Origin of the sequence: Pseudomonas sp. NBB, assembly GCF_032701105.1 — a bacterium.
GTDB classification, from domain to species: domain Bacteria; phylum Pseudomonadota; class Gammaproteobacteria; order Pseudomonadales; family Pseudomonadaceae; genus Aquipseudomonas; species Aquipseudomonas asiatica.
In genome coordinates, this window is sequence record NZ_CP103994.1 from 1,291,712 (window position 1) to 1,312,703 (window position 20,992).

Consider the following 20,992-nt stretch of genomic DNA (forward strand, 5'->3'; position numbering starts at 1 on the left):
TGGATGAGTCCATCACCACTGCCTTATTTTCTCGGTTGCCCGTCATGGAGCGAAAACGCCTGGCGCGACTACCTGTATCCCGCCGACGCCAACAGCGGTGAAATGCTCGGCTACTACAGCCAGGTGTTCAACGCCGTCGAGGGCAATACCACTTTCTACGCACGTCCCGCACCCGGCACCATTGCGCGCTGGGCGCAGATCATGCCCGAACACTTTCGCTTCACTGCCAAGTTCCCCCGGGACATCAGCCATGAAGGCGACCTGCGTGATCAGCTGGAACCGGCCTTTGACTTCACCCGCCTGATGGCCCCGCTGGGCCAGCGCGTAGCGCCGTACTGGCTACAGTTGCCGGCCCAGTTCAGCCCCGCACGGCTGGGCGAGCTTTGCCACTTCCTTGACGAAGTCGGAGTGCCGGTGGCCGTGGAGGTGCGCAACCAGGCTTTCTTCGCCAAGGGTGAAGAAGAGCGGTTGCTAAACCGCCTGCTGCATGAGCGTGGCGTGGAACGTATCTGCCTGGACCCGCGCGCCTTGTTCAGCTGCACCTCTCGTGAACCTGCCGTGCTGCATGCGCAGGCGAAGAAGCCCAAGGTACCGCCACGCCCGGCAGCCTTCAGCCAGCACCCGCAGGTGCGCTTCATCGGCCACCCGCAGCTGGAGGCCAACGAGGCCTTTCTTACCCCCTGGGTGGACAAGGTCGCCGCCTGGATCGAGGAAGGCCGCAACCCCTACATCTTCCTGCATACCTCGGACAATCGCCTGGCCGCGGCACTGGCCCAGCGCTTTCATCAACGCCTGATGCAGCGCCTGCCGGGCCTTGCCGCGTTGCCGGAATTGCCGCGCACCCCCGAGGTCGAACAATTGGGGCTACTCTGACCTTCCCCTGACTGCCGGAGGTTGAACCATGGATGTGCAAACCCTGCGAGCCGAAGCCTTCAAGGCCCTGCACGAGCGCGACAGCGCCTTCGTCATCCCCAACCCGTGGGATGCCGGCTCGGCCAAGTTGCTGGCCAGCCTGGGCTTCGAGGCGCTGGCCACCACCAGTGCAGGCCTGGCTTTCAGCCTGGGCCGTCCGGACGCCGAAGGCGCCTTGAGCCTGGACGATACCCTTGATAATGCTGGGGAGATCGTCGATGCCACCCCGCTGCCGGTGGCTGCCGACTTGGAGAACGGCTTTGGTGACCTGCCCGAAGATTGTGCCCAGACCATCCTGCGCGCTGCCGAGGGTGGCCTGGTAGGCGGTTCCATCGAAGATGCCAGTGGCCGCAGTGAAGCGCCCATCTACGACTTCGGGCTGGCCGTGGAGCGCATTCGTGCAGCTGTGCAGGCAGCGCGTAGCCTGTCGTTCCCGTTCACCCTGTGCGCCCGGGCAGAGAACCTGCTGCACGGGCGCATGGACCTGGACGACACCATCCGGCGCTTGCAGGCCTATGCCGAGGCCGGTGCTGATGTGCTCTACGCGCCAGGGCTGCGTACTGTCGAGGAAATCCGCGCGGTGGTGCAGGCCGTCGCGCCACGGCCGGTGAATGTGCTGATGGGCATGGCGGGCGTGCCGCTGAGCGTCAACCAGTTGCAGGACCTGGGTGTACGCCGCATCAGCGTCGGCTCGTCGCTTGCCCGTGCCGCGTTGGGGGCCTTCCACCGTGCCGCGCTGGAGATTCGCGATGAGGGCACCTTCGGCTATGGGGAGCAGGCGCTGCCGTTCGCACAACTCAACGACCTGTTCCGCCGCTGATGAGGGCCGTGCTGGCGTTGCTGGCCAGCCTGTCGCTGCTTGCGGGGCTGGCCTGGCACCTGGGTTGGCGGCTGCCCGCCGCGTGGAACCCGTGGGCGCCGCTGGACGTGCGTCAGCCCCCCAACCTGCTGACCCCATACAAGTTGTCCCGCCTTCGCGATGACCCGACGCTGTGTCGCCTGGCACTTCAAACCAGCCAACTGCGCTACCGGGCACAAGCCGACAGTTCGGCTACTGCCAACTGCCCATTGCGGAATGTATGGCGTATCGACGGTGGTCAGGCGCGGCTCGGCGGCAGCTTCCTGGCCAGTTGTCCGTTGGCAGTGGCGTATGCACTGTTCGAAAACCATGGCCTGCAGCCTGTGGCGCAACGGGTGTTGGGGCAGTCGGTGGCTCAGGTCGACCACCTGGGCAGTTTTGCCTGCCGCAATGTCTACCACCGCAAGCAGGGCCGGCTGAGCCAGCACGCCACGGCCGATGCCCTGGACATCAGTGGCTTTCGCCTGCGAGACGGCCAGCGCATCGTCCTTGCGCGGGACTGGCAGGCGGGCGGGCAGAAAGCGGAATTCCTTCGTCAGGTGCAGCGGGCGGCTTGTGACAGCTTCAGCACGGTACTTGGGCCGGACTACAACGCTGCACACCACAACCACTTTCATGTGGACATGGGCCGCTGGCAGATCTGTCGCTGAGCCTGGGCGCGTTCAGGCGTGGGCGCGCACGTTGTTAAGCACCACCGGGCGTGCCCAGTGAATGTCGAACTCCAGGTCGTTCTGTTGCTTGGCCAGGGTGGTGTCATCGAACGGTTCGGGCGCCGGGTCCAGCAGGTTGGTCTCGAACTCGGCGATCGGCAGGAACAGCGAGCGCGGAACAGGGCCGGGGCCGGGCTCGGCAATCGGGTGACCTTGGCTCATCACCACCGGGCGTAGCCAGCTGTTGCTGATATCGAGCTGGCGCTGCTGCTCGATCAGCTCGACTGCGCTGAACGGTTCGGGGGCGGGCGGCAGCAGGTTGGCTTCGAGTTCTGCCTTGGGCAGGAACAGTGGCTCGGGCGGTGCCACGATGGTGTCATGCACCGGGCAGGCACGCTGGGCGTCGATCAGGGCTAGCGCCCGGGCGCCGCCGATCGGCTCGCCACTGCTCTGGTCGTATTGCACGAACGACTGGCTGACGCTGTCTACGGGCTCTTCCTGCTGCTCGGCCATGGCCCGGGCAAAGAAATCCTGCCACAGGTGGCTGACGCCCCCGAGTGCCTGAGTGTTGTGCTGACTGTAGTTGCCGACAGGCGACAGGTAGGTCAAGCCGATGGGAAGAGTATCTGACATGGCAGTCGCGCGCGTTGTGCTCTGGCAGAATAGCGGGATATTGCCTGTATCGGCCGAAGTAGCCGATACATTAAGGGCTGGGTTTAATTTCTAGGTGTGAATGATGGAAGAGCAGGGCACAGGTATCCGGGTCGAGGCGCTGTCGGCTGAATTCGAGGCGCAAGCCGCTGCGTGGGCACAGCGCCTGGAGTTGCCGCTGCAGGACGATGCTGCCGGGTTTGCCGTACAGGTGGGCGTCGATGGCTTGCAGATCCAGCAATTGGGCCCGCAGGCACCGGGGCCGGTGCGGGTGGACTTTGTCGAAGGCCAGGCCGCGCACCGGCGCCTGTTCGGTGGTGGCAACGGGCAGATGATCGCCAAGGCGGTGGGCATTGCCCAGGGCGTGCGTCCGCAGGTGCTGGATGCCACTGCCGGGCTGGGCAAGGACGCGTTCGTGCTGGCCAGCCTGGGCTGCCAGATGACCCTGATCGAACGCCAGCCGCTGATTGCCGCGCTGCTGGAGGACGGCCTGGCGCGGGCCCGTGCGGATGAAGAGGTGGGGCCGATCGTGGGGCGCATGCGCCTGCTGACCGGCAACGCCATCGAGCGCATGCGCGCCTGGGAAGGCGAGGCGCCCCAGGTGATCTACCTCGACCCGATGTTCCCGCACCGGGACAAGAGTGCGCTGGTGAAGAAGGAAATGCGTGTGTTCCGCCCATTGGTCGGTGATGACCTGGATGCCCCGGCCCTGCTCGAAGCCGCCCTGGCGCTGGCCAGCCACCGGGTGGTGGTGAAGCGGCCGCGCAAGGCGCCGATCATTGACGGGCCCAAGCCGAGCCACAGCCTGGAGGGCAAGTCGAGCCGGTATGACATTTACCCGAAGAAGGCGCTGAAGGCCTGATTTGGCTATGCCTGTTCGGGCCTCTTCGCGGGTAAACCCGCTCCCACAGGTGCTGTACAAACTTCAAGATCACATCGACCCTGTGGGAGCGGGTTTACCCGCGAAGAGGCCCGCACAGGCAGCCTGATATCAGGGCTGGAATGCCCGCAAGAACACCCCAACCACCTCGCGCACATGCGCCTCGGCCTCATCCCCCTCCAGCGGCCCCGCGCACCCCAGCAGCAACCGGTAATCCGGTGCGCCCTTGACCAGGCAGAAGAAGTGCTCCGCCGCACGCAGGGGGTTGTCGATACGCAACAGGCCGCGCTCATGCGCCCCTCGCAACAGTGCCTCCATCCCCGCCAGCACGCGCTTGGGCCCGGCTTCGTAGAAGTACTCGCCAAAGCTCGGGTCCAGGCTGCCCTGGGCCATGATCAAGCGGCTGAGCTTGACTGCCTCATCGCTGCTGATCAGCGCCTGGAAACCACGGGCAATAGTCAGCAGCACCTCTTCCACCGGCACCCCCTCGGGGTACTCGAACAGCATGTCGGGCAACTGGATCTGGCAGGTTGCCATTACCGCCGAGCCGAAAAGCGTCTGCTTGTCGGTGAAGTGGCTGTATACGGTGAGCTTTGAAACACCTGCCGCCGCAGCGACCGCATCCATGCTGGTGTTGGCGTAGCCGAGGCTGAGGAAAAGGGCTTTGGCTGCTTCGAGAATTGCCTCGCGTTTGGCCAGGTCCTTGGGCCGGCCCGGGCCGATGGGTGCGTCGTTGGACATTGTGGTCTGCATCTGGTTGAAGAATCGCTCATCTTAACGGGTCAGGCGCCAGCCTTCGAGTTGAACCGTTCTGGCGTGTCAGGCGAACAGGGCTTCGGCCATATCCTGCAAAAACCAATGCATCCTACCTTCCCGGCGCCGGTTGCCTGACTTAATATACTCCCCAGTACAAATATTGAATGTACCCATCGCGAAAGGATTCATCATGTTGCGCCCTGCCTTGTTCATTGCTCTGTCTGCCGCTGCCGCGATGTTGCTGGCGGCGTGCGGCCAGGAAGCCGCCCCACCGGCTGCGCCGCGCCCGGCGCTGGTGGTGCAGCCGCAGCCGGCCGAAGCCGCTGCCGACAGTTACCCCGGCGAAGTGCGTGCACGCTTCGAGCCGGAACTGGCTTTCCGCATAGGCGGCAAGGTCAGCAAGCGCCTGGTCGAGGAGGGGCAGCGGGTAAAGGCCGACCAGCCGCTGGCCGAACTGGACCCGCAGGATGTGCGCCTGCAACTGGAGGCCAACCGTGCCCAGCTGGCAGCCGCCGAGGCCAACCTGTCGCTGGTGCGCGCCGAGCGCGATCGCTACCAGAAGCTGCTGGACCGGCAAATGGTCAGCCATTCCCAGTTCGATAACGCCGAAAATCTCTACCGTGCCGGCCTGGCCCGGCTGAAACAGGCCAAGGCCGAGTTCGACGTGGCTGGTAACCAGGCTGAATATGCTGTGCTGCGCGCCCCGCAGGCCGGGGTGATCGCCAAGCGCCAGGTGGAAGTGGGCCAGGTGGTCGGCGCAGGGCAGACCGTGTTCACCCTGGCCGCAGATGGCGAGCGGGAAGTCGCCATCGGCCTGCCGGAGCAGCAGTTCGCCCGCTTTGCCGTGGGCCAGCCGGTGAGCGTGGAGCTATGGTCGCACCCGCAGGAGCGCTTCCAGGGGCGTATCCGCGAGCTGTCACCGGCTGCCGACCCACGTTCGCGCACTTTCGCTGCCCGCATCGCCTTTACCTCGGCCGACACCCCGGCGGAGCTGGGCCAGAGCGCCCGGGTGTTCATCGCCCACGAAGGGCTGATCCCGTTGGCGGTGCCCCTGTCGGCAGTCACAGCGGAAAACGGCCAGGCCTACGTCTGGCGGGTCAACAAGGACAGCCGCCTGGAGCGGGCAGTGGTGCGCCTGGGGCCCTACGGCGCCGACAGCGTACCCGTGCTCGAAGGCCTCGCCCCCGGCGACTGGGTTGTCGCCGCGGGTGGCCATGTATTGCGCGAGGGCCAGGAGATACGCCCCGTGGACCGTACCAACCGCGTAGTGAACCTGACGGCCAAGGAGTAAGTCCCGATGGGTTTCAACCTTTCTGCCTGGGCGCTGCGCAACCGCCAGATCGTCCTGTTCCTGATGATCCTGCTGGCGGCCATTGGCGCCATGTCCTACACCAAGCTCGGCCAGAGTGAGGACCCGCCGTTCACCTTCAAGGCCATGGTCATTCGTACCCTGTGGCCCGGTGCCACCGCTGAGGAAGTGTCGCGTCAGGTCACCGAGCGCATCGAAAAAAAGCTGATGGAAACCGGCGAGTACGAGCGGATCGTCTCGTTCTCCCGCCCGGGCGAATCGCAGGTCACCTTCATGGCCCGCGACTCGCTGCATTCCAGGGACATCCCCGAGCTGTGGTACCAGATCCGCAAGAAGGTCGCGGACATACGCCACACCTTGCCGCCGGAGATCCAGGGCCCGTTCTTCAATGACGAGTTCGGCACCACCTTCGGCAATATCTATGCACTGACCGGTGAGGGCTTCGACTACGCGGTGCTCAAGGACTATGCCGACCGTATCCAGATCCAGTTGCAGCGGGTCAAGGACGTGGGCAAGGTCGAGCTGATCGGGCTGCAGGACGAGAAAATCTGGATCGAGCTATCCAACGTCAAGCTGGCCACCCTCGGCGTGCCGCTGGAGGCCGTGCAGCAGGCCCTGCAGGAGCAGAATGCGGTCAGCACCGCCGGTTTCTTCGAAACGCCCAGCGAGCGCCTGCAACTGCGGGTGAGCGGGCGCTTCGACAGCGTCGAGCAGATCCGCCAGTTCCCCATCCGCATAGCTGAACGCACCTTCCGTATCGGCGATGTGGCCGAGGTGCACCGCGGCTTCAACGACCCGCCCGCACCGCGCATGCGTTTCATGGGCGAGGATGCCATTGGCCTGGCGGTTTCGATGAAGGACGGCGGCGACATCCTGGTGCTGGGCAAGGCATTGGAAAGCGAGTTCGAGCGCCTGGCACGCAGCCTGCCGGCCGGCATGGAACTGCGCAAGGTCTCGGACCAGCCGGCGGCGGTCAAGGCCGGCGTGGGCGAGTTTGTCCAGGTGCTGGTCGAGGCGCTGGTCATCGTGCTGTTGGTAAGTTTCTTCTCGTTGGGCTTGCGCACGGGGCTGGTGGTGGCGCTGGCCATCCCGTTGGTGCTGGCCATGACCTTCGCCGCCATGCACTACTTCGGTATCGGCCTGCACAAGATCTCCCTCGGCGCGCTGGTGCTGGCCTTGGGCTTGTTGGTCGATGATGCGATCATTGCCGTGGAGATGATGGCGATCAAGATGGAGCAGGGCTACGACCGCCTCAAGGCGGCCAGCTACGCCTGGAGCAGCACCGCGTTCCCGATGCTCACCGGCACCCTGATCACGGCGGCGGGTTTCCTGCCCATTGCCACGGCGGCCTCCAGTACGGGCGAATACACCCGTTCGATTTTCCAGGTGGTGACCATCGCCTTGCTGACCTCCTGGGTCGCCGCCGTGGTATTCGTGCCTTACCTGGGCGAGCGCCTGCTGCCGGACCTGGCCAAGCTGCATGCCTCCCGTCATGGCAAGGACGGCCACGCGCCAGACCCTTACGCCACACCGTTCTACCAGCGTGTACGGCGTGTGGTGGAGTGGTGCGTGCGGCGGCGCAAGACGGTGATCCTGCTGACCATTGCCGCCTTTGTAGGAAGTATCCTGCTGTTCCGTTTCGTGCCCCAGCAGTTCTTCCCGGCCTCAGGGCGCCCGGAGTTGATGGTCGACCTGAAACTGGCCGAGGGTGCCTCGCTGGCCAACACCGCCGAGCGGGTCAAGCAACTGGAGGCGTTGCTCAAGCAGCAGGAAGGTATCGACAATTATGTGGCCTACGTGGGCACCGGTTCGCCGCGTTTCTACCTGCCACTGGACCAGCAGCTGCCGGCGGCCAGCTTCGCCCAGTTCGTGGTACTGGCTAAGTCGATGGAGGACCGCGAGCGCCTGCGCAGCTGGCTGATCAGCACCATGGACCAGCAGTTCCCCGACCTGCGTGCCCGGGTCACCCGCCTGGAAAATGGCCCGCCCGTGGGGTACCCAGTGCAGTTCCGGGTGACTGGCGAGCACATCGAGAAGGCCCGTGCGCTGGCCCGTGAAGTGGCCGACAAGGTGCGCCAGAACCCGCATGTGGTGAATGTGCACCTGGACTGGGAAGAGCCGAGCAAGGCGGTGTTCCTCGAAATCGACCAGGACCGCGCCCGCGCCTTGGGCGTGAGCACCGCTCACCTGTCGAGCTTCCTGCAAAGCTCGCTGACCGGCACCACGGTCAGCCAGTATCGCGAGGACAACGAGTTGATCGAGATCCTGCTGCGCGGCACTCGGCAGGAACGCAGCGAGCTGGGCAACCTCGGCAGCCTGGCACTGCCGACCGACAATGGCCAGAGCGTGGCGTTGTCGCAGGTCGCGACTCTGGAGTACGGCTTCGAGGAGGGCATCATCTGGCACCGTAACCGCTTGCCGACGGTGACCGTGCGCGCCGATATCTACGACAAGGAGCAGCCGGCGACGCTGGTGAAGCAGATCGAGCCGACCCTGCATGACATCCGCGCCAAGCTGCCGGACGGCTATTTGCTGGAAGTGGGCGGCACGGTCGAGGACTCCGAGCGCGGGCAGAAGTCGGTGAATGCCGGCATGCCGCTGTTCGTGGTGGTGGTGCTGAGCTTGCTGATGATCCAGCTGCGCAGCTTCTCGCGCACGGTGATGGTGTTCCTCACTGCGCCGCTGGGGCTGATTGGCGTGACCTTGTTCTTGCTGGTATTCCGCCAGCCGTTCGGCTTTGTCGCCATGCTTGGCACCATTGCCCTGGCGGGGATGATCATGCGCAACTCGGTGATCCTGGTGGACCAGATCGAGCAGGACATCGCGGCGGGGCTGGATCGCTGGCAAGCGATCATCGAAGCCACGGTGAGGCGCTTCCGCCCGATCGTGCTGACTGCTCTGGCGGCGGTGCTGGCGATGATCCCGTTGTCGCGCAGTGTGTTCTACGGGCCGATGGCGGTGGCGATCATGGGCGGGTTGATCGTGGCCACCGTGCTTACCCTGCTGTTCTTGCCGGCGTTGTATGCGGCTTGGTTCAGGGTGAAGAAGGGCTGAAGGCCGCAGGGGAGGGCTTTGCCCTCGAATCGCCGGCAAGCCAGTTCCCACAGAACTGCACATAACTCGTTAGCAGGGACACTGTGGGAGCGGCTTTAGCCGCGAACACCGGCGCAGCCGGTGCCATACACCGCGTTGGATTCTTCGCGGCTAAAGCCGCTCCCACCTCGACCGCATTGTCCTCAAGCCATGCGCTATCTCTGTGGGAGCTGGCTTGCCGGCGATGGGCTGCAAAGCAGCCCCCAGGGGGCCCTCAGAGGGCGCCGAAGACCTTCTTGGCCAGGCTTGTAGCCGCTTCGGCCGGGTTCTGACGAATGCTCTGCTCCTGCTTGGCAATCATTTCAAACAGGCCATCCAGTGCCTTTTCAGTCACGTAGTTCTCGATGCTGGCGCTCTTGGCATCGACCACACCCAACGCCACTGCCTGCCCGGCAAAGTTGTTGTACTGCTGAGCCAGGCCAACCTTGTCGGTAGCCTGCTTGACGATCGGCAGGAACTTGGCGCGGATCTGCTCGCGGCTGCTCTTGTTCAGGTACTGGGTGGCCGAATCGTCACCGCCGGCGAGGATGCCCTTGGCATCGGTCACGCTCATGTTCTTCACGGCATCTACCAGAATCGCCTGGGCCTGCGGCACAGCAGCCTCGGCGGCCTTGTTCATGCTGGCTTCCAAGGCCTCGACCTGTTCACCCTTGCCGAACATCTTCATCGCCTTGGCGGCCTTGCCCAGGTTGCCAGGCAGTTCGATGCGCACGTCGGGGTTGTCGCTGAAGCCGCCGGGGGTGCTCAGCTGCTTGACGGCCAATTGTGCGCCTTGGGTCAGGGCATCCTTCAGGCCGCCAGTGGCGTCTTTCTGGGTCAGATCGCCCAGCGACAGGGCCAGGGCACTGGCCGACAGCAGCAGGCCGGCACACAGGGTGGTGAAGCGCAGGGAAGTGCGGATCATGAAGCTTTCCTTGTAAACAGATGAATACGGGTGTCAGCGGACCGGATCGACCTTGATCCGCACGGGCTGAGGGTCACTGCCGTCGAGCATGACACCGTGGTGCTCGGTGTTTATGAACAGCAGCTTGCCGTCCAGCTCGATGCGCGCGCTTACCGCATAGCGGTGGCCTGGCTTGACCTGGGCCGGGTCGTAGATGAGGTGGAATGGCAGCGGTACGTTGCCTTTGACCGGGCCAGCCTGGCGGGCCAGGGTAACCGCCGGGGCGTCCATCAGCGAGACGTCCTGCAGCTCCACGCTGAGGGTGGCGGCCGGTGGCAGGGCACTGCGTTGCAGGTAGAAGACTTCGCCATCCAGGCTGGCCTGGTTGGACGGGGTATGGCTGGAACAGGCTGCTAGCAAGGATGCGCAACACAGCATAAAGAGCTTTTTCATGGTATCTCCGAAGTCCTTGGCGTTGGCTTGTGGCCAACCCCAGGGACTTTAGCGGATTTCTTCTGGTGGGTCCTTGATGAAGATGCGACAAGGAGGGGGAGAGCAAGGCGAAGCGCAATATTCAGCTGCGGCGCGGCGGTCGCAGGCTGATTGCCTCCAGTTCGGTAACGCTTTGAAGGGTCAGGCCGCGCAGCGTTCTCCCGGCGTACGGGGTCATGGTATGTGGGTCGTAGTAGGCCACGCGCAGATGCAAGGGTTCGTCGTCATTGACTGTGTTGCCATCCAGGTACGTGGTAAGCGTCACAGGTCCCTGTGTCGGCCACAGGGCGGCACCGGCAATGTAGCTGGAGCTTCTGTTGCTGTAACCGTCTTCCTGGGTCCGATACAGGCCGAACGTCATCAGCGCCTGTGGCCTTAGCAACTCTTCGGGAATCTCGATGATGTTCTTCATCTCGATGATCGCGGGCGACAGGGGCTGCTGACTTTGCTCGCCAGGCTGGGCGGGTATCCTCAGGACCATGGGAGGGTTTGGCTCAGGCTGGTCGATTGCAAGTGGCATCGACAGGCTCAAGCTGTTTGGCTCTTCATTGACGCCAACACCATAACTGGCCACTAGCGTTGGTTCGGCACCTTCCGGCAGGCTATTGCGGTCCAGCAGCAAGTTGAAAGGCATTGCGACGCCAAGCGTCTGGCACCCCCAGGCGGCCAGGATGATCTTGTTCTCATCCGTGCCCAACTGTACGCGTACGCCAAGGTGCGGTGCGCCTTCAGCTGTATGGATGCACGACGGGACAAGCACGGTCCCGCGGATCTCGATGAAGTTGGCGGGTAGCATGTTGGTTTTCCTCGGTTCGGTCATGGGTACAGGCGCCAGTCACTCAGCGAGGTTGTCGCTGAACTGGCGACCGTTTTCGGTGGCAATCTGGTCGACAGTCACCCGTTGTGTACCCGATACCGTGGCTGGTTCTATCGAGTGACGGCTGGTGGTGATGTAGCGCAGTTGGCCGTCTATCTCGATGCGCGCGGCGAGGGCATAGCTGCGGCGTGGGTCGATGAGGCTGGTATCAAACGTCAGCGGCAGTTTGATCGGCATCAGGCCGCCACAGCGCAGACGCAACTCGGCAAGGCTGATGGAGCGCGCATCTGCCTTCGAAATATCGATCAGCTTCAATTCAACCAGGCCGGACGGTGCGAGCGTGTTATCGCCAGAGGAAACGATTTCAACGTCCAGCGTCTTCATTTGAGTCATGTTGGTGCTCCTTGAGAGGGATGTGCTGAAGTAGCACCGTGATCCTGATCCCTCCCAAGGGCTGAGAGCAGCCTGAAAAGCTACCGCTGTATAACCTCCGCAGGCTCATCGCGGTGCAATGCCACCTGGCGGATCGACAGGCGCAGCTCCGCGGACAGCACGCGCTTGGCCACGCCTTCGGCCAGCTCGCCGAGCTTGTTGCGATAACCGAGCTTGCCTTGGGCGTCAGCATGCAGCACGCCTTGCTCGACCAAGGTCTGGATGAAGTGGCGGAACAGGGTCTTGTCGAAGAATTCCGGGGCGTTCAGGCCGTGCAGGATCGACAGGCGCTGGGCCATCATCACGCACAGGTCTTCCAGCTCTTCGGCGCTGAGGCTGTTCTGCCCGCTGTTGAGCAACAGCGAGGTGGCCATGTAGAAACGCTGCAGGGTCTGGGTGATAGTGCGGGCGAGCAGGGTCAGCAACACGAACTGCCGCGAGCTGGGCGCCGGGCGAATGTAGATGGCGTTGTCCTGGCGCAGCAGCCCTTGCTCAACCAGTGCGGCCAGCCACTGGTCGATCACCGCATCCAGTTGTTCCGGCGTCCAGCGCAGGAACAGTTCGGCCTGCAGGTAGGGATACAGCGCGTGTACATACTGGCCCAGCAGTTCGCGGCTCATGCGCGAGCTGCTGAGGAAGAAGCTGGCCAGCAGCGCCGGCAGGGCGAAGATGTGCAGCACGTTGTTGCGGTAATAGGTCATCAGTACCGCGTTGCCTTCATCCAGGTACAGGATGCGGCCCAGGGCGTCCTTCTGCTCGGCCACCAGGTTCATCCCGCGCACATGCTCGATCAGCGCCTGGCCGTCGCCGTCGGGCAGGGTGGTGTGCGGCGAGTAGGGTACCTGGCGCAGCAAGGTCAGGTACAGGTCGAGCACGCGGGTCAGGGCGCGCTCGTCCAGGGCCAGGCGGCTGGTGGACAGCAGCGCCAGCGCCACCAGGTTGACCGGGTTGATAGCGGCCGCCTCGTTGAGGTGGCGGGCAACGGTTTCGCCCAGGCGGGTGGTGGTGGCGTTGAGCCAGGCCGGGCGGTACTGCGGGCCGTGGTCCTGTTCACGCCAGCCGGGTTGTTGCTGGTCGAGGAAACCGGCCAGGCGGATCGGCTCGCCAAAGTTCACGTACACCTGGCCAAATCGCTGCCTGAGCGCGCCGAACACCTTGAAGATATCGAAGATCGACTCTTTCTTCTTGCTGGCACCGCGCAGCTCGCCCAGGTAGGTGCGGCCTTCGAGCACGCGCTCGTAGCCGATGTAAACCGGCACGAAAACGATTGGCGTACGCGATGAACGCAGGAAGCTGCGCAGGGTAATGGCCAGCATCCCGGTGCGCGGCTGCAGCATGCGCCCGGTGCGCGAGCGCCCGCCTTCGACGAAGTACTCGACCGGAAAGCCCTTGGTGTACAGGGTGTGCAGGTACTCGTTGAACACCGCGGTGTACAGCGGGTTGCCCTTGAACGTGCGGCGCATGAAGAAGGCGCCGCCACGGCGTAGCAGGTTACCCACCAGCGGCATGTTGAGGTTGATGCCCGCGGCCACGTGCGGCGGCGTCAGGCCGTTGCGAAACAGCAGGTACGACAGCAGCAGGTAGTCGATGTGGCTGCGGTGGCACGGCACATAGATCACTTCGTGGCCGGGTGCGATGCCTTGCACCTGCTCGATGTGGTTGACCTTGATGCCGTCGTAGATCTTGTTCCAGAACCAGCTCAGCACCACTTCGAGGAAGCGGATCGCGGTGTAGGTGTAGTCCGAGGCAATCTCGTTGCCATAGCGCAGGGCCTGGGCTTCGGCCTTGGCCAGCGGCAGGTTTTCCCGCTGCGCCTCATCGACGATGGCCTGGCGCACCTGGGGCGCGTGGATCAGGCCTTTGACCAGGTTGCGCCGGTGCGAGATGTCCGGGCCGATGACTGCGGTCTTCAGGTTGCGAAAGTGCACGCGCATCACGCGCTGGGCCATGCGTACGGTGCGTTCGTGGCCCTTGTTGTGCTGTACCAGTTCGCGCAGGTGAATGGGCGCGGAGAACTGCACCCGGGTCTTGCGCCCGAGGATCAGTACGGTCAGCAGCCGGCGCAGGCGCCCGGTAACCGCCCAGCTGTCGGCGAACAGCAACTTCCACGGGCTGGATTCACTTGCCGGGGTCTGCCCCCAGAACACACTGACCGGAATGATCTGCGCATCCTCTTCGGCATGCTGGCTGATGGCGGCGACCAGGCGCTCCAGGGTGGGTGGGGCACCGCGCTTGTCATGGCGGCCGAGCCAGTCCGGGTCCGGGGTGAGGTAGAAGAATGCCGCAGGTTCCTGCAGCGGGCCAACCGCCACCGGCAGCACCGGGCGCGGCAGGCCCGCCTTGGTGCATTCATGGTCGAGCACGACCAGGTCGGTGAGCGCGGGCGAGGGCAAGGCATAGAATACCGGCCGGCTGCGGTCGAGCTTGAGGGTGAGGGAAGACTGGTTGATGGTCTCGGAGCGCACCCACAGGTACAACAGGCGACGCAGGGCGCCGAAGATCAGGCGGCGCAGGGGGGAACGGGTCATGGGGTGTGTGCCCTGGGGGTGGTTTTCAGGTGGGTATCCAGCCAATTAGTCTGCCGTATCCGCGCAAGTTCAGCAAAAATCGCCGAACGGCGCGACGGTCATCAAATTTTTTTGTTCTGTGTCATATACTCGGCCTGCCACTTGCAAGATATTTGCGCAAGCGGCGTCGACACAGGGAGGGACTCTGTGTCTGCAAGGCGATCTTCACAATAAAAATCCGGAGTAGTTCAGATGTCGTCTCGTGAGACTGGGAATGTAAAGTGGTTCAACGATGCCAAGGGTTATGGCTTCATTCAGCGCGAAGGTGGTGCGGATGTATTCGTCCACTATCGGGCGATCCGCGGTGAGGGGCATCGTACCCTGGTCGAAGGTCAGCGGGTGGAATACGCCTGCGTGCAGGGCCAGAAAGGCCTGCAAGCCGAGGACGTGGTAGGCCTCTGAGCCTCATGCGGTAAGGCTTGTTGTGGGAGCTGGCTTGCCGGCGATCACCGGCGAAGCCGGTGCCAGGCACCGTGTTGCCTGCATCGCCGGCAAGCCGGGCTCCCACAAAGAATGCAGTGCATTCAGGTGCGCCAGGTGATTTCCTCTTCACCGTCGGCGCTGATGCGGACCCAGCGGTCGGCATCTTCTTCCCCATCTTCCTCCACCCAGCCACCTGGCGCGCAGCGCACTTCCACGCCCAGTGCGGCAAATGCGGCGCGGGCGCAGGCAACGTCATCGGCCCACGGCGTCTGGTCGCTTTCCAGGTACAGGCTGTTCCATTTCCCTACAGCCTTGGGTAACCAGGTGACCGGAATGTTACCGGCCTGGCATTTGAAGGTATGGCCTTTCTGCTTCCATTCGCTGCATGGGCCGATTGCCTGGGCGAGCCACTCGGCAATCTGCTTGTGGTCGACGTCGGCGTCCTTCAGGTAGATCTCGATATCAGGTTGGCGCATAAGGGCTCCGGGTGTGCTCAGTCTTGGCGCACGAAATAGTCATAACGCATTGAAACCGTGACTTCGAACGGCTCGGGCTGGTCAATCACCCGGGCACGCTTTTCGGCACTGGCGCGCCAGCCGTGCGGGGTCATGGCCAGCAGGTCGGCGCGGGCCTTGGGCGCGGCCAGGCTCAGGCGGAACTCCAGGGTTTCGCTGTGGGCGTGGACCATGCCTTCGGGGACCAGGGCCAGGTGTTTGTCGTCGGCGTAAGGGCGTACTTCATCGTAGAGCACTTCGCGCAGCTCCATCAGGTGGCCGCTGGTGGGGCCGACCCGCATCAGGCCGCCGCCGGGACTGAGCAGGCGCTTGGCCTCGGCCCAGTCCAGCGGGCTGAATACGCTGGCGATGAACTGGCAGCTGGCGTCGGCCAGCGGCACGCGGGCCATACTGGCGACCATCCAGGTAACCTCGGGCGCTCGGCGGCAAGCACGCTTGACCGCCTCACGGGAGATGTCCAGGGCGTAGCCGTCGGCGGCCGGCAGGGCCTGGGCGATCTGCGCGGTGTAGTAACCCTCGCCACAGCCGATGTCCAGCCAGGCCCCGGGCTGGCGCTCGGCGGCCAGCTCGGCCAGGCGGCGCGCCACCGGCGCGTAGTGGCCGGCGTCGAGGAAATCGCGGCGGGCTTCGACCATGGCCTGGTTGTCACCCGGGTCGCGGCTGTTCTTGTGCTGCACCGGCAGCAGGTTCAGGTAACCCTGGCGGGCCCGGTCGAAGCGGTGGCCGGCCGGGCACACCACACCGTTGTCGAGCCGGCTCAGTGGCGCCTGGCAAAGAGGGCAGGCGAGCATCAGGCGAGCAACCGGACCAGAGTCTGGTAATAGATTTCGGTCAGCAGATCGAGATCGCTGGCCAGGATCCGCTCATCCACCTGGTGGATGGTGGCGTTGACCGGGCCGAGCTCGACCACCTGGGTGCCCATGGTGGCGATGAAGCGCCCATCGGAGGTACCGCCGCTGGTCGACGGCTGGGTGTCGCGGCCGGTGACGCCCTTGATGCTGGCCGAGACGGCGTCCAGCAATTCGCCCGGTTCGGTAAGGAACGGCAGGCCCGACAACGCCCAGTCGATCGACCAGTCCAGCTCATGCTTGTCGAGGATCGCCGACACCCGCGCCTGCAGGCCTTCGACGGTGGACTCGGTAGAGAAACGGAAGTTGAACAGGGCGGTCAGCTCGCCGGGGACCACGTTGGTGGCGCCGGTGCCGGAATTGAGGTTGGAGATCTGGAAACTGGTCGGCGGGAAGAACGCGTTGCCTTCGTCCCAGTGCTCGGCCGCCAGTTCCGCCAGGGCCGGAGCGGCCAGGTGGATCGGGTTGCGCGCCAGGTGCGGGTAGGCCACATGGCCCTGCTTGCCGCGCACGGTCAGCTTGGCGCCCAGCGAGCCACGGCGGCCATTCTTGACCACGTCACCCAGCAGGGTGGTGCTGGAGGGTTCGCCGACGATGCACCAGTCCAGGCGCTCGTTGCGTGCTTTCAGGCGCTCGACCACGGCCTTGGTGCCATGGTGGGCCGGGCCTTCCTCGTCGCTGGTAATCAGGAACGCGACCTTGCCGCGGTGGTCCGGGTAGTCCTGCACGAAGCGTTCGCTGGCAATCACCATGGAGGCCAGGCTGCCTTTCATGTCGGCGGCGCCACGACCGCAGAGCATGCCGTCGGCGTCGATCAGCGCTTCGAACGGCTCATGCTGCCATTGCTGCACCGGGCCGGTGGGTACCACGTCGGTGTGGCCGGCGAAGCACAGCACCGGGCCATCCTGGCTGCCGTGGGTGGCCCAGAAATTGTCGACGTCCTCGATGCGCATCGGCTCGAGCTGGAAGCCTACGGCGCCCAAGCGGTTCATCATCTGCGCCTGGCAGTCGGCGTCGACGGGGGTGACCGAGGGGCGACGGATCAGGTCGCAGGCCAGTTGAAGGGTAGGCGAGAGCTCGGCAGGGGCCGTCATGGGGAACTCCGGGGCAAGGCAAGGCGGGGAAATCTGAGGGCGTTATCTTATATCAAACCGATGGGCCATTGGGGCCGCTTTGCGGCCCTATCGCGACACAAGGCCGCTCCCACAGGATCACCACAGCCCATCAGGCGTGTGCAATACCTGTGGGAACGGCCTTGTGTCGCGAAAGGGGCGCAAAGCGGCCCCAGGATCTCAGGCCTGCTGCGCCTCGGCGGCCTTTTCCCCAGGCTTGGGCAGCGAAGACAGGAACGCCATCACCAGCGCCGCCACATAAGGCAACGATTGCACCAGCAACATCGCCACCCAGAAGCGCATGTCCGAGCTCGGCAGCCCCTGTACCAGGTAGATGCCCAGCGCTGCGCCCCACAGCAGCAACATGATGAACAGCTCTTCCCGCGCCTCGGAAATCGCCACCAGCAGCCCGTGGCTGTCGGCGTTCTTCGGTGTGCGGAAGAACGGCATGCTGCTGGTGAAGAACCCGTACAGCACCGCCTTGGCGATGGTATGCGACAGTGCCAGCCCGGCCAGCGCCGCAGCAAAGGCATCTTTCAGGTTCACCCCTACCGCGCGGCGGTAGAGGAAGATGATCTTGCCGACCTTGAAGAAGAACAGTGCCAGCGGCGGAATGGCAAAGATCATCAGCGGCGGGTCGACCCGGTGCGGCACGATGATCATCGCCGCCGACCACAGCAGCGCGCCGATGGTGAAGAAGATGTTCATGCCATCGGCGATCCACGGCAGCCAGCCGGCCAGGAAGTGGTAGCGCTGGCCGCGGGTCAGCTCGCTGCCCTTGCCGCGCAGCAGGGCGCTGGCGTGGTGCTTGATGATCTGGATGGCGCCGTAGGCCCAGCGGAAGCGTTGCTTCTTGAAGTCGATGAAGGTGTCGGGCATCAGGCCCTTGCCGTAGCTGTTGTGGGCATAGGCGGCCGACAGGCCCTTTTCGAATACCCGCAAGCCCAGTTCGGCGTCCTCGCAGATGCACCACTCGGCCCAGCCTAGCTCTTCCAGCACGCTGCGGCGGGTCATGGTCATGGTACCGTGCTGGATGATCGCGTCCCGGTCGTTGCGGGTGACCATACCGATGTGGAAGAAGCCCTTGTACTCGCTGTAGCACAGCTTCTTGAAGGCGCTTTCGTGCTGGTCGCGGTAGTCCTGCGGCGACTGCACCACGGCAATCTTCGGGTCGGCGAAGTGCGGCACCATGTGCTTGAGCCAGTTGCGGTCGACGCAGTAGTCCGAGTCGATCACCGCGATCACTTCGGCGTCCTTGGCGGTATGCGGGATCAGGTAGTTCAATGCGCCGCCCTTGAAACCGGCCAGGGGCGCGACGTGGAAGAACCTGAAGCGCTCGCCGAGCTTCTCGCAATGGGCCTTGAGCGGCTCCCACACGGCCGGGTCCTTGGTGTTGTTGTCGATCACCAGCACTTCGTAGTCGGGGTAGTCCAGCGCGGCCAGGGCATCGAGGGTTTGTTTGACCATCTCCGGCGGCTCGTTGTAGCACGGCACATGCACCGATACCTTGGGCCGGTAGGCGCTATCGGCCTGCACCGGCAGGAATTCGCGCCGGCGCTTGTGTATCCATACTGCCTCGGCCAGTTCGTGGGCCTCGGTCAGCAGCACGATGAACACGCCCAGCGCGCCGAGGGCAAGCAGCACGCCTACGGTCAGGCTGAACCAGGTGCTGTATTGCTGGCTGTAGTCGTAGGCGATCCATACCAGCACCGACCCGCACAGGAAGGTGATGAAGGTCAGGAAGGTGCGGCCGCGCTGGCGCAGGGCCGAACCGTCGATGAACAGTACCATCAGGGCGATCATCGCCAGCACTACCGAGGCCACCGCCAGGGCGCGCCATTGCGGTATTGCCACCACCGGGCCGTCAAAGTTGAATTTTTGCTGGCGTTCGGCGTTGTACACGCCCCAGTAGGCGCCCACCGAGCCTTCGTCGCTGGCCTTCCACGGCTGGTCGTAGGCTTCGATGACGAAGTAATTGTAACCACGGCGGTTGAGGGTGTTGACCAGGGTACGCAGGTAGATGGCCTGGTCAGCCTGGGTGGCATCGGCGCCGCCGCGCATGCGGCCGTTGCTCGGCCAGCCGACTTCCGACAGCAGCAGGGGTTTGCGCGGGAACTGGTGCTTCAGCTCGCGGGCACGGTCGAGCACGAACTCGACCGAATCCTTCATAGGTACGAACTCCCAGTACGGCAGGATGTGCGCGGCAATCAGGTCGACGTGCTTGGCCAGCTGCGGGTTTTCCTTCCAGATGTGCCATTGCTCACTGGTGGTTACCGGCACCTTGACCGCTGCGCGTACCCGGTCCAGGTACTTGATCAGGTTTTCCGGGGTGACTTCTTCGCGGAACAGCGCCTCGTTGCCGACCACCACCCGCACCACGCTGCGCGAGGTGTTGGCCAGCTGGATGGCCGTGGCGATTTCGCGTTCGTTGCGCTCCAGGTCCGGGCTGATCCAGATGCCCAGCGTCACCCGCAGGCCGAATTCCTCGGCCAGGCGCGGGATATCCGCCTGGGTGCCCTCCACGGTGTAGATCCGGATGCTGTCGGTCAGTTTGCTCAACTGCTCCAGGTCCTGGCGCATCTCGTCGTCACTGGGGTACTGGCCCTTCTGCGGGCTTTCGCCCAGGCGGAAGGGTGAATACGAGAAGCCAGAGATCTGCTCTGGCCAGGCGGGGGCGGAGACCGGGCGGTTGATCAGTGCCCAGAACCCGGTGAACAACGCGGCGATGGCCAGGACCACGACCAGGTTCAGGCCGAATTTACGTGAAGACATTGTCGTCCATATGTGTCGAAGTGATAGGACATTAAAGCAGGGTTGGTAGTCTCTTTCCTAACGATGCAGGCCATGGGCCCGCTGGCATATAATGCGCGCCGGTTTTTTGGGGTATGAACATGAGCACAGAAGATCCACGCTTCGCCGGCGTTGCCCGGCTGTATGGCGACCAGGGGTTGCACCGTCTGGGCCAGGCCCATGTGGCCGTGGTCGGCATTGGCGGAGTAGGCTCGTGGGCGGCGGAAGCGCTGGCACGCAGTGGCGTGGGCGAGATCACCCTGTTCGACCTTGACGATGTGTGCGTCAGCAACACCAACCGCCAGGCCCATGCTTTGGAAGGGCAGGTGGGGCGGCCCAAGGTCGAGGTCATGGCCGAGCGCCTGCGGGCGATCAACCCGGGGTGTACGGTGCATGCTGTCGCTGACTTCGTCACCCGCGACACCATGGTCGAGTACATCACCGAGAACCTCGACTGTGTGATCGACTGCATCGACAGCGTCATGGCCAAGGCGGCGCTGATTGCCTGGTGCCGGCGGCGCAAGATCGCCATCGTCACCACGGGGGGCGCCGGTGGGCAGATCGACCCGACACAGATCCAGATCGCCGACCTGAACAAGACCTTCAACGACCCGCTGGCCTCGCGGGTGCGTTCCACCCTGCGCCGCGACTATAACTTCTCGCGCAATGTCAGCCGCAACTATGGCGTGCCATGCGTGTTCTCCAGTGAACAGCTGCGCTACCCCAAGGGCGATGGCAGCGTTTGCCTGCAGAAAAGCTTCGTGGGCGAGGGCGTGCGGCTGGACTGCTCGGGTGGCTTTGGCGCGGTGATGATGGTGACCGCGACCTTTGGCATGGTGGCAGCGAGCAAGGCGGTGGAAAAACTGGTAGCGGGGGCGCGGCGGCCTTCGGAGCGGGTCAAGCCTGAATAGACCGCGTGGGCTTCTTCGCGGGCTTGCCCGCTCCCACAGGTACTGCATCTCTCTCAAGATAGGTGAAGGTCCTGTGGGAGCGGGCGAGCCCG

At 64.2% G+C, this 20,992-nt stretch carries 19 protein-coding genes; 8 read left to right on the plus strand and 11 right to left on the minus strand.

All coding sequences use genetic code 11. The features are described 5' to 3' along the window. Window positions 1–3 precede the first annotated feature (3 nt). Genes NY023_RS05950 through NY023_RS05960 form a run of 3 tightly spaced genes read left to right on the plus strand, consistent with a single transcriptional unit; the run spans window position 4 to window position 2,421 of the window. Complete coding sequence (locus NY023_RS05950; RefSeq protein ID WP_013971227.1) at window positions 4–873, plus strand: DUF72 domain-containing protein; 870 nt, start codon at window positions 4–6, stop codon at window positions 871–873. A gap of 28 nt (window positions 874–901) precedes the next feature. Next, the gene (locus NY023_RS05955) at window positions 902–1,732 is read left to right on the plus strand and encodes an oxaloacetate decarboxylase (RefSeq protein WP_013971228.1); all 831 of its coding nucleotides are present in this window, start codon (window positions 902–904) and stop codon (window positions 1,730–1,732) included. Next, window positions 1,732–2,421, plus strand: a complete 690-nt coding sequence (locus tag NY023_RS05960; RefSeq protein WP_013971229.1) for an extensin family protein — start codon at window positions 1,732–1,734, stop codon at window positions 2,419–2,421. Before NY023_RS05955 ends, NY023_RS05960 begins: the two co-directional genes overlap by 1 nt. Window positions 2,422–2,433: 12 nt before the next feature. On the opposite strand, the gene NY023_RS05965 is transcribed toward NY023_RS05960, so the two are convergent. Beyond that, window positions 2,434–3,054: a hypothetical protein gene (locus tag NY023_RS05965; protein ID WP_023662151.1), complete on the minus strand. Its 621-nt coding sequence runs from the start codon at window positions 3,052–3,054 to the stop codon at window positions 2,434–2,436. Window positions 3,055–3,157: 103 nt separating this feature from the next. Between NY023_RS05965 and NY023_RS05970 the strand changes: the two genes are divergently transcribed. Further along, complete coding sequence (locus tag NY023_RS05970; RefSeq protein ID WP_024086389.1) at window positions 3,158–3,934, plus strand: class I SAM-dependent methyltransferase; 777 nt, start codon at window positions 3,158–3,160, stop codon at window positions 3,932–3,934. 129 nt (window positions 3,935–4,063) lie between these two features. Here the strand turns inward: NY023_RS05970 and NY023_RS05975 are convergent, their stop codons facing one another. Further along, window positions 4,064–4,705, minus strand: a complete 642-nt coding sequence (locus NY023_RS05975) for a TetR/AcrR family transcriptional regulator (RefSeq protein ID WP_013971232.1) — start codon at window positions 4,703–4,705, stop codon at window positions 4,064–4,066. Window positions 4,706–4,898: 193 nt separating this feature from the next. On the opposite strand from NY023_RS05975, the gene NY023_RS05980 reads away from it, so the two are divergent. Continuing rightward, window positions 4,899–5,999: an efflux RND transporter periplasmic adaptor subunit gene (locus NY023_RS05980; RefSeq protein WP_013971233.1), complete on the plus strand. Its 1,101-nt coding sequence runs from the start codon at window positions 4,899–4,901 to the stop codon at window positions 5,997–5,999. Window positions 6,000–6,005: 6 nt separating this feature from the next. Continuing rightward, window positions 6,006–9,071, plus strand: coding sequence for an efflux RND transporter permease subunit (locus NY023_RS05985; RefSeq protein ID WP_013971234.1), 3,066 nt, complete (start codon window positions 6,006–6,008; stop codon window positions 9,069–9,071). Between the two features lie 253 nt (window positions 9,072–9,324). On the opposite strand, the gene NY023_RS05990 is transcribed toward NY023_RS05985, so the two are convergent. From NY023_RS05990 to plsB, 5 genes are all read right to left on the minus strand, one after another. Then, window positions 9,325–10,014: a DUF4197 domain-containing protein gene (locus NY023_RS05990; protein WP_013971235.1), complete on the minus strand. Its 690-nt coding sequence runs from the start codon at window positions 10,012–10,014 to the stop codon at window positions 9,325–9,327. A gap of 33 nt (window positions 10,015–10,047) precedes the next feature. Then, window positions 10,048–10,446: a YbaY family lipoprotein gene (locus NY023_RS05995; protein WP_015269180.1), complete on the minus strand. Its 399-nt coding sequence runs from the start codon at window positions 10,444–10,446 to the stop codon at window positions 10,048–10,050. Window positions 10,447–10,567: 121 nt separating this feature from the next. Continuing rightward, entirely contained in the window at window positions 10,568–11,281 is a 714-nt protein-coding gene (locus NY023_RS06000; protein WP_230684640.1) for a hypothetical protein, read from the minus strand. A gap of 39 nt (window positions 11,282–11,320) precedes the next feature. Further along, window positions 11,321–11,695, minus strand: coding sequence for a YbaY family lipoprotein (locus NY023_RS06005; protein ID WP_013971237.1), 375 nt, complete (start codon window positions 11,693–11,695; stop codon window positions 11,321–11,323). A gap of 80 nt (window positions 11,696–11,775) precedes the next feature. Then, the gene (gene plsB / locus NY023_RS06010) at window positions 11,776–14,262 is read right to left on the minus strand and encodes a glycerol-3-phosphate 1-O-acyltransferase PlsB (protein WP_013971238.1); all 2,487 of its coding nucleotides are present in this window, start codon (window positions 14,260–14,262) and stop codon (window positions 11,776–11,778) included. Window positions 14,263–14,493: 231 nt separating this feature from the next. Between plsB and NY023_RS06015 the strand changes: the two genes are divergently transcribed. Then, window positions 14,494–14,703, plus strand: a complete 210-nt coding sequence (locus NY023_RS06015) for a cold-shock protein (protein ID WP_003252255.1) — start codon at window positions 14,494–14,496, stop codon at window positions 14,701–14,703. A gap of 122 nt (window positions 14,704–14,825) precedes the next feature. Here NY023_RS06015 and NY023_RS06020 read toward each other — a convergent pair whose 3' ends face one another. From NY023_RS06020 to NY023_RS06035, 4 genes are all read right to left on the minus strand, one after another. Beyond that, complete coding sequence (locus NY023_RS06020; RefSeq protein ID WP_003257701.1) at window positions 14,826–15,200, minus strand: hypothetical protein; 375 nt, start codon at window positions 15,198–15,200, stop codon at window positions 14,826–14,828. Between the two features lie 17 nt (window positions 15,201–15,217). Continuing rightward, complete coding sequence (locus tag NY023_RS06025) at window positions 15,218–16,030, minus strand: putative RNA methyltransferase (protein WP_013971239.1); 813 nt, start codon at window positions 16,028–16,030, stop codon at window positions 15,218–15,220. Further along, the gene (dapE, locus tag NY023_RS06030; protein ID WP_013971240.1) at window positions 16,030–17,181 is read right to left on the minus strand and encodes a succinyl-diaminopimelate desuccinylase; all 1,152 of its coding nucleotides are present in this window, start codon (window positions 17,179–17,181) and stop codon (window positions 16,030–16,032) included. Before dapE ends, NY023_RS06025 begins: the two co-directional genes overlap by 1 nt. A gap of 198 nt (window positions 17,182–17,379) precedes the next feature. Next, the gene (locus NY023_RS06035) at window positions 17,380–19,971 is read right to left on the minus strand and encodes a glycosyltransferase (protein ID WP_013971241.1); all 2,592 of its coding nucleotides are present in this window, start codon (window positions 19,969–19,971) and stop codon (window positions 17,380–17,382) included. A gap of 119 nt (window positions 19,972–20,090) precedes the next feature. On the opposite strand from NY023_RS06035, the gene tcdA reads away from it, so the two are divergent. Further along, window positions 20,091–20,900, plus strand: coding sequence for a tRNA cyclic N6-threonylcarbamoyladenosine(37) synthase TcdA (gene tcdA, locus NY023_RS06040; RefSeq protein WP_161795758.1), 810 nt, complete (start codon window positions 20,091–20,093; stop codon window positions 20,898–20,900). Window positions 20,901–20,992: the final 92 nt, after the last annotated feature.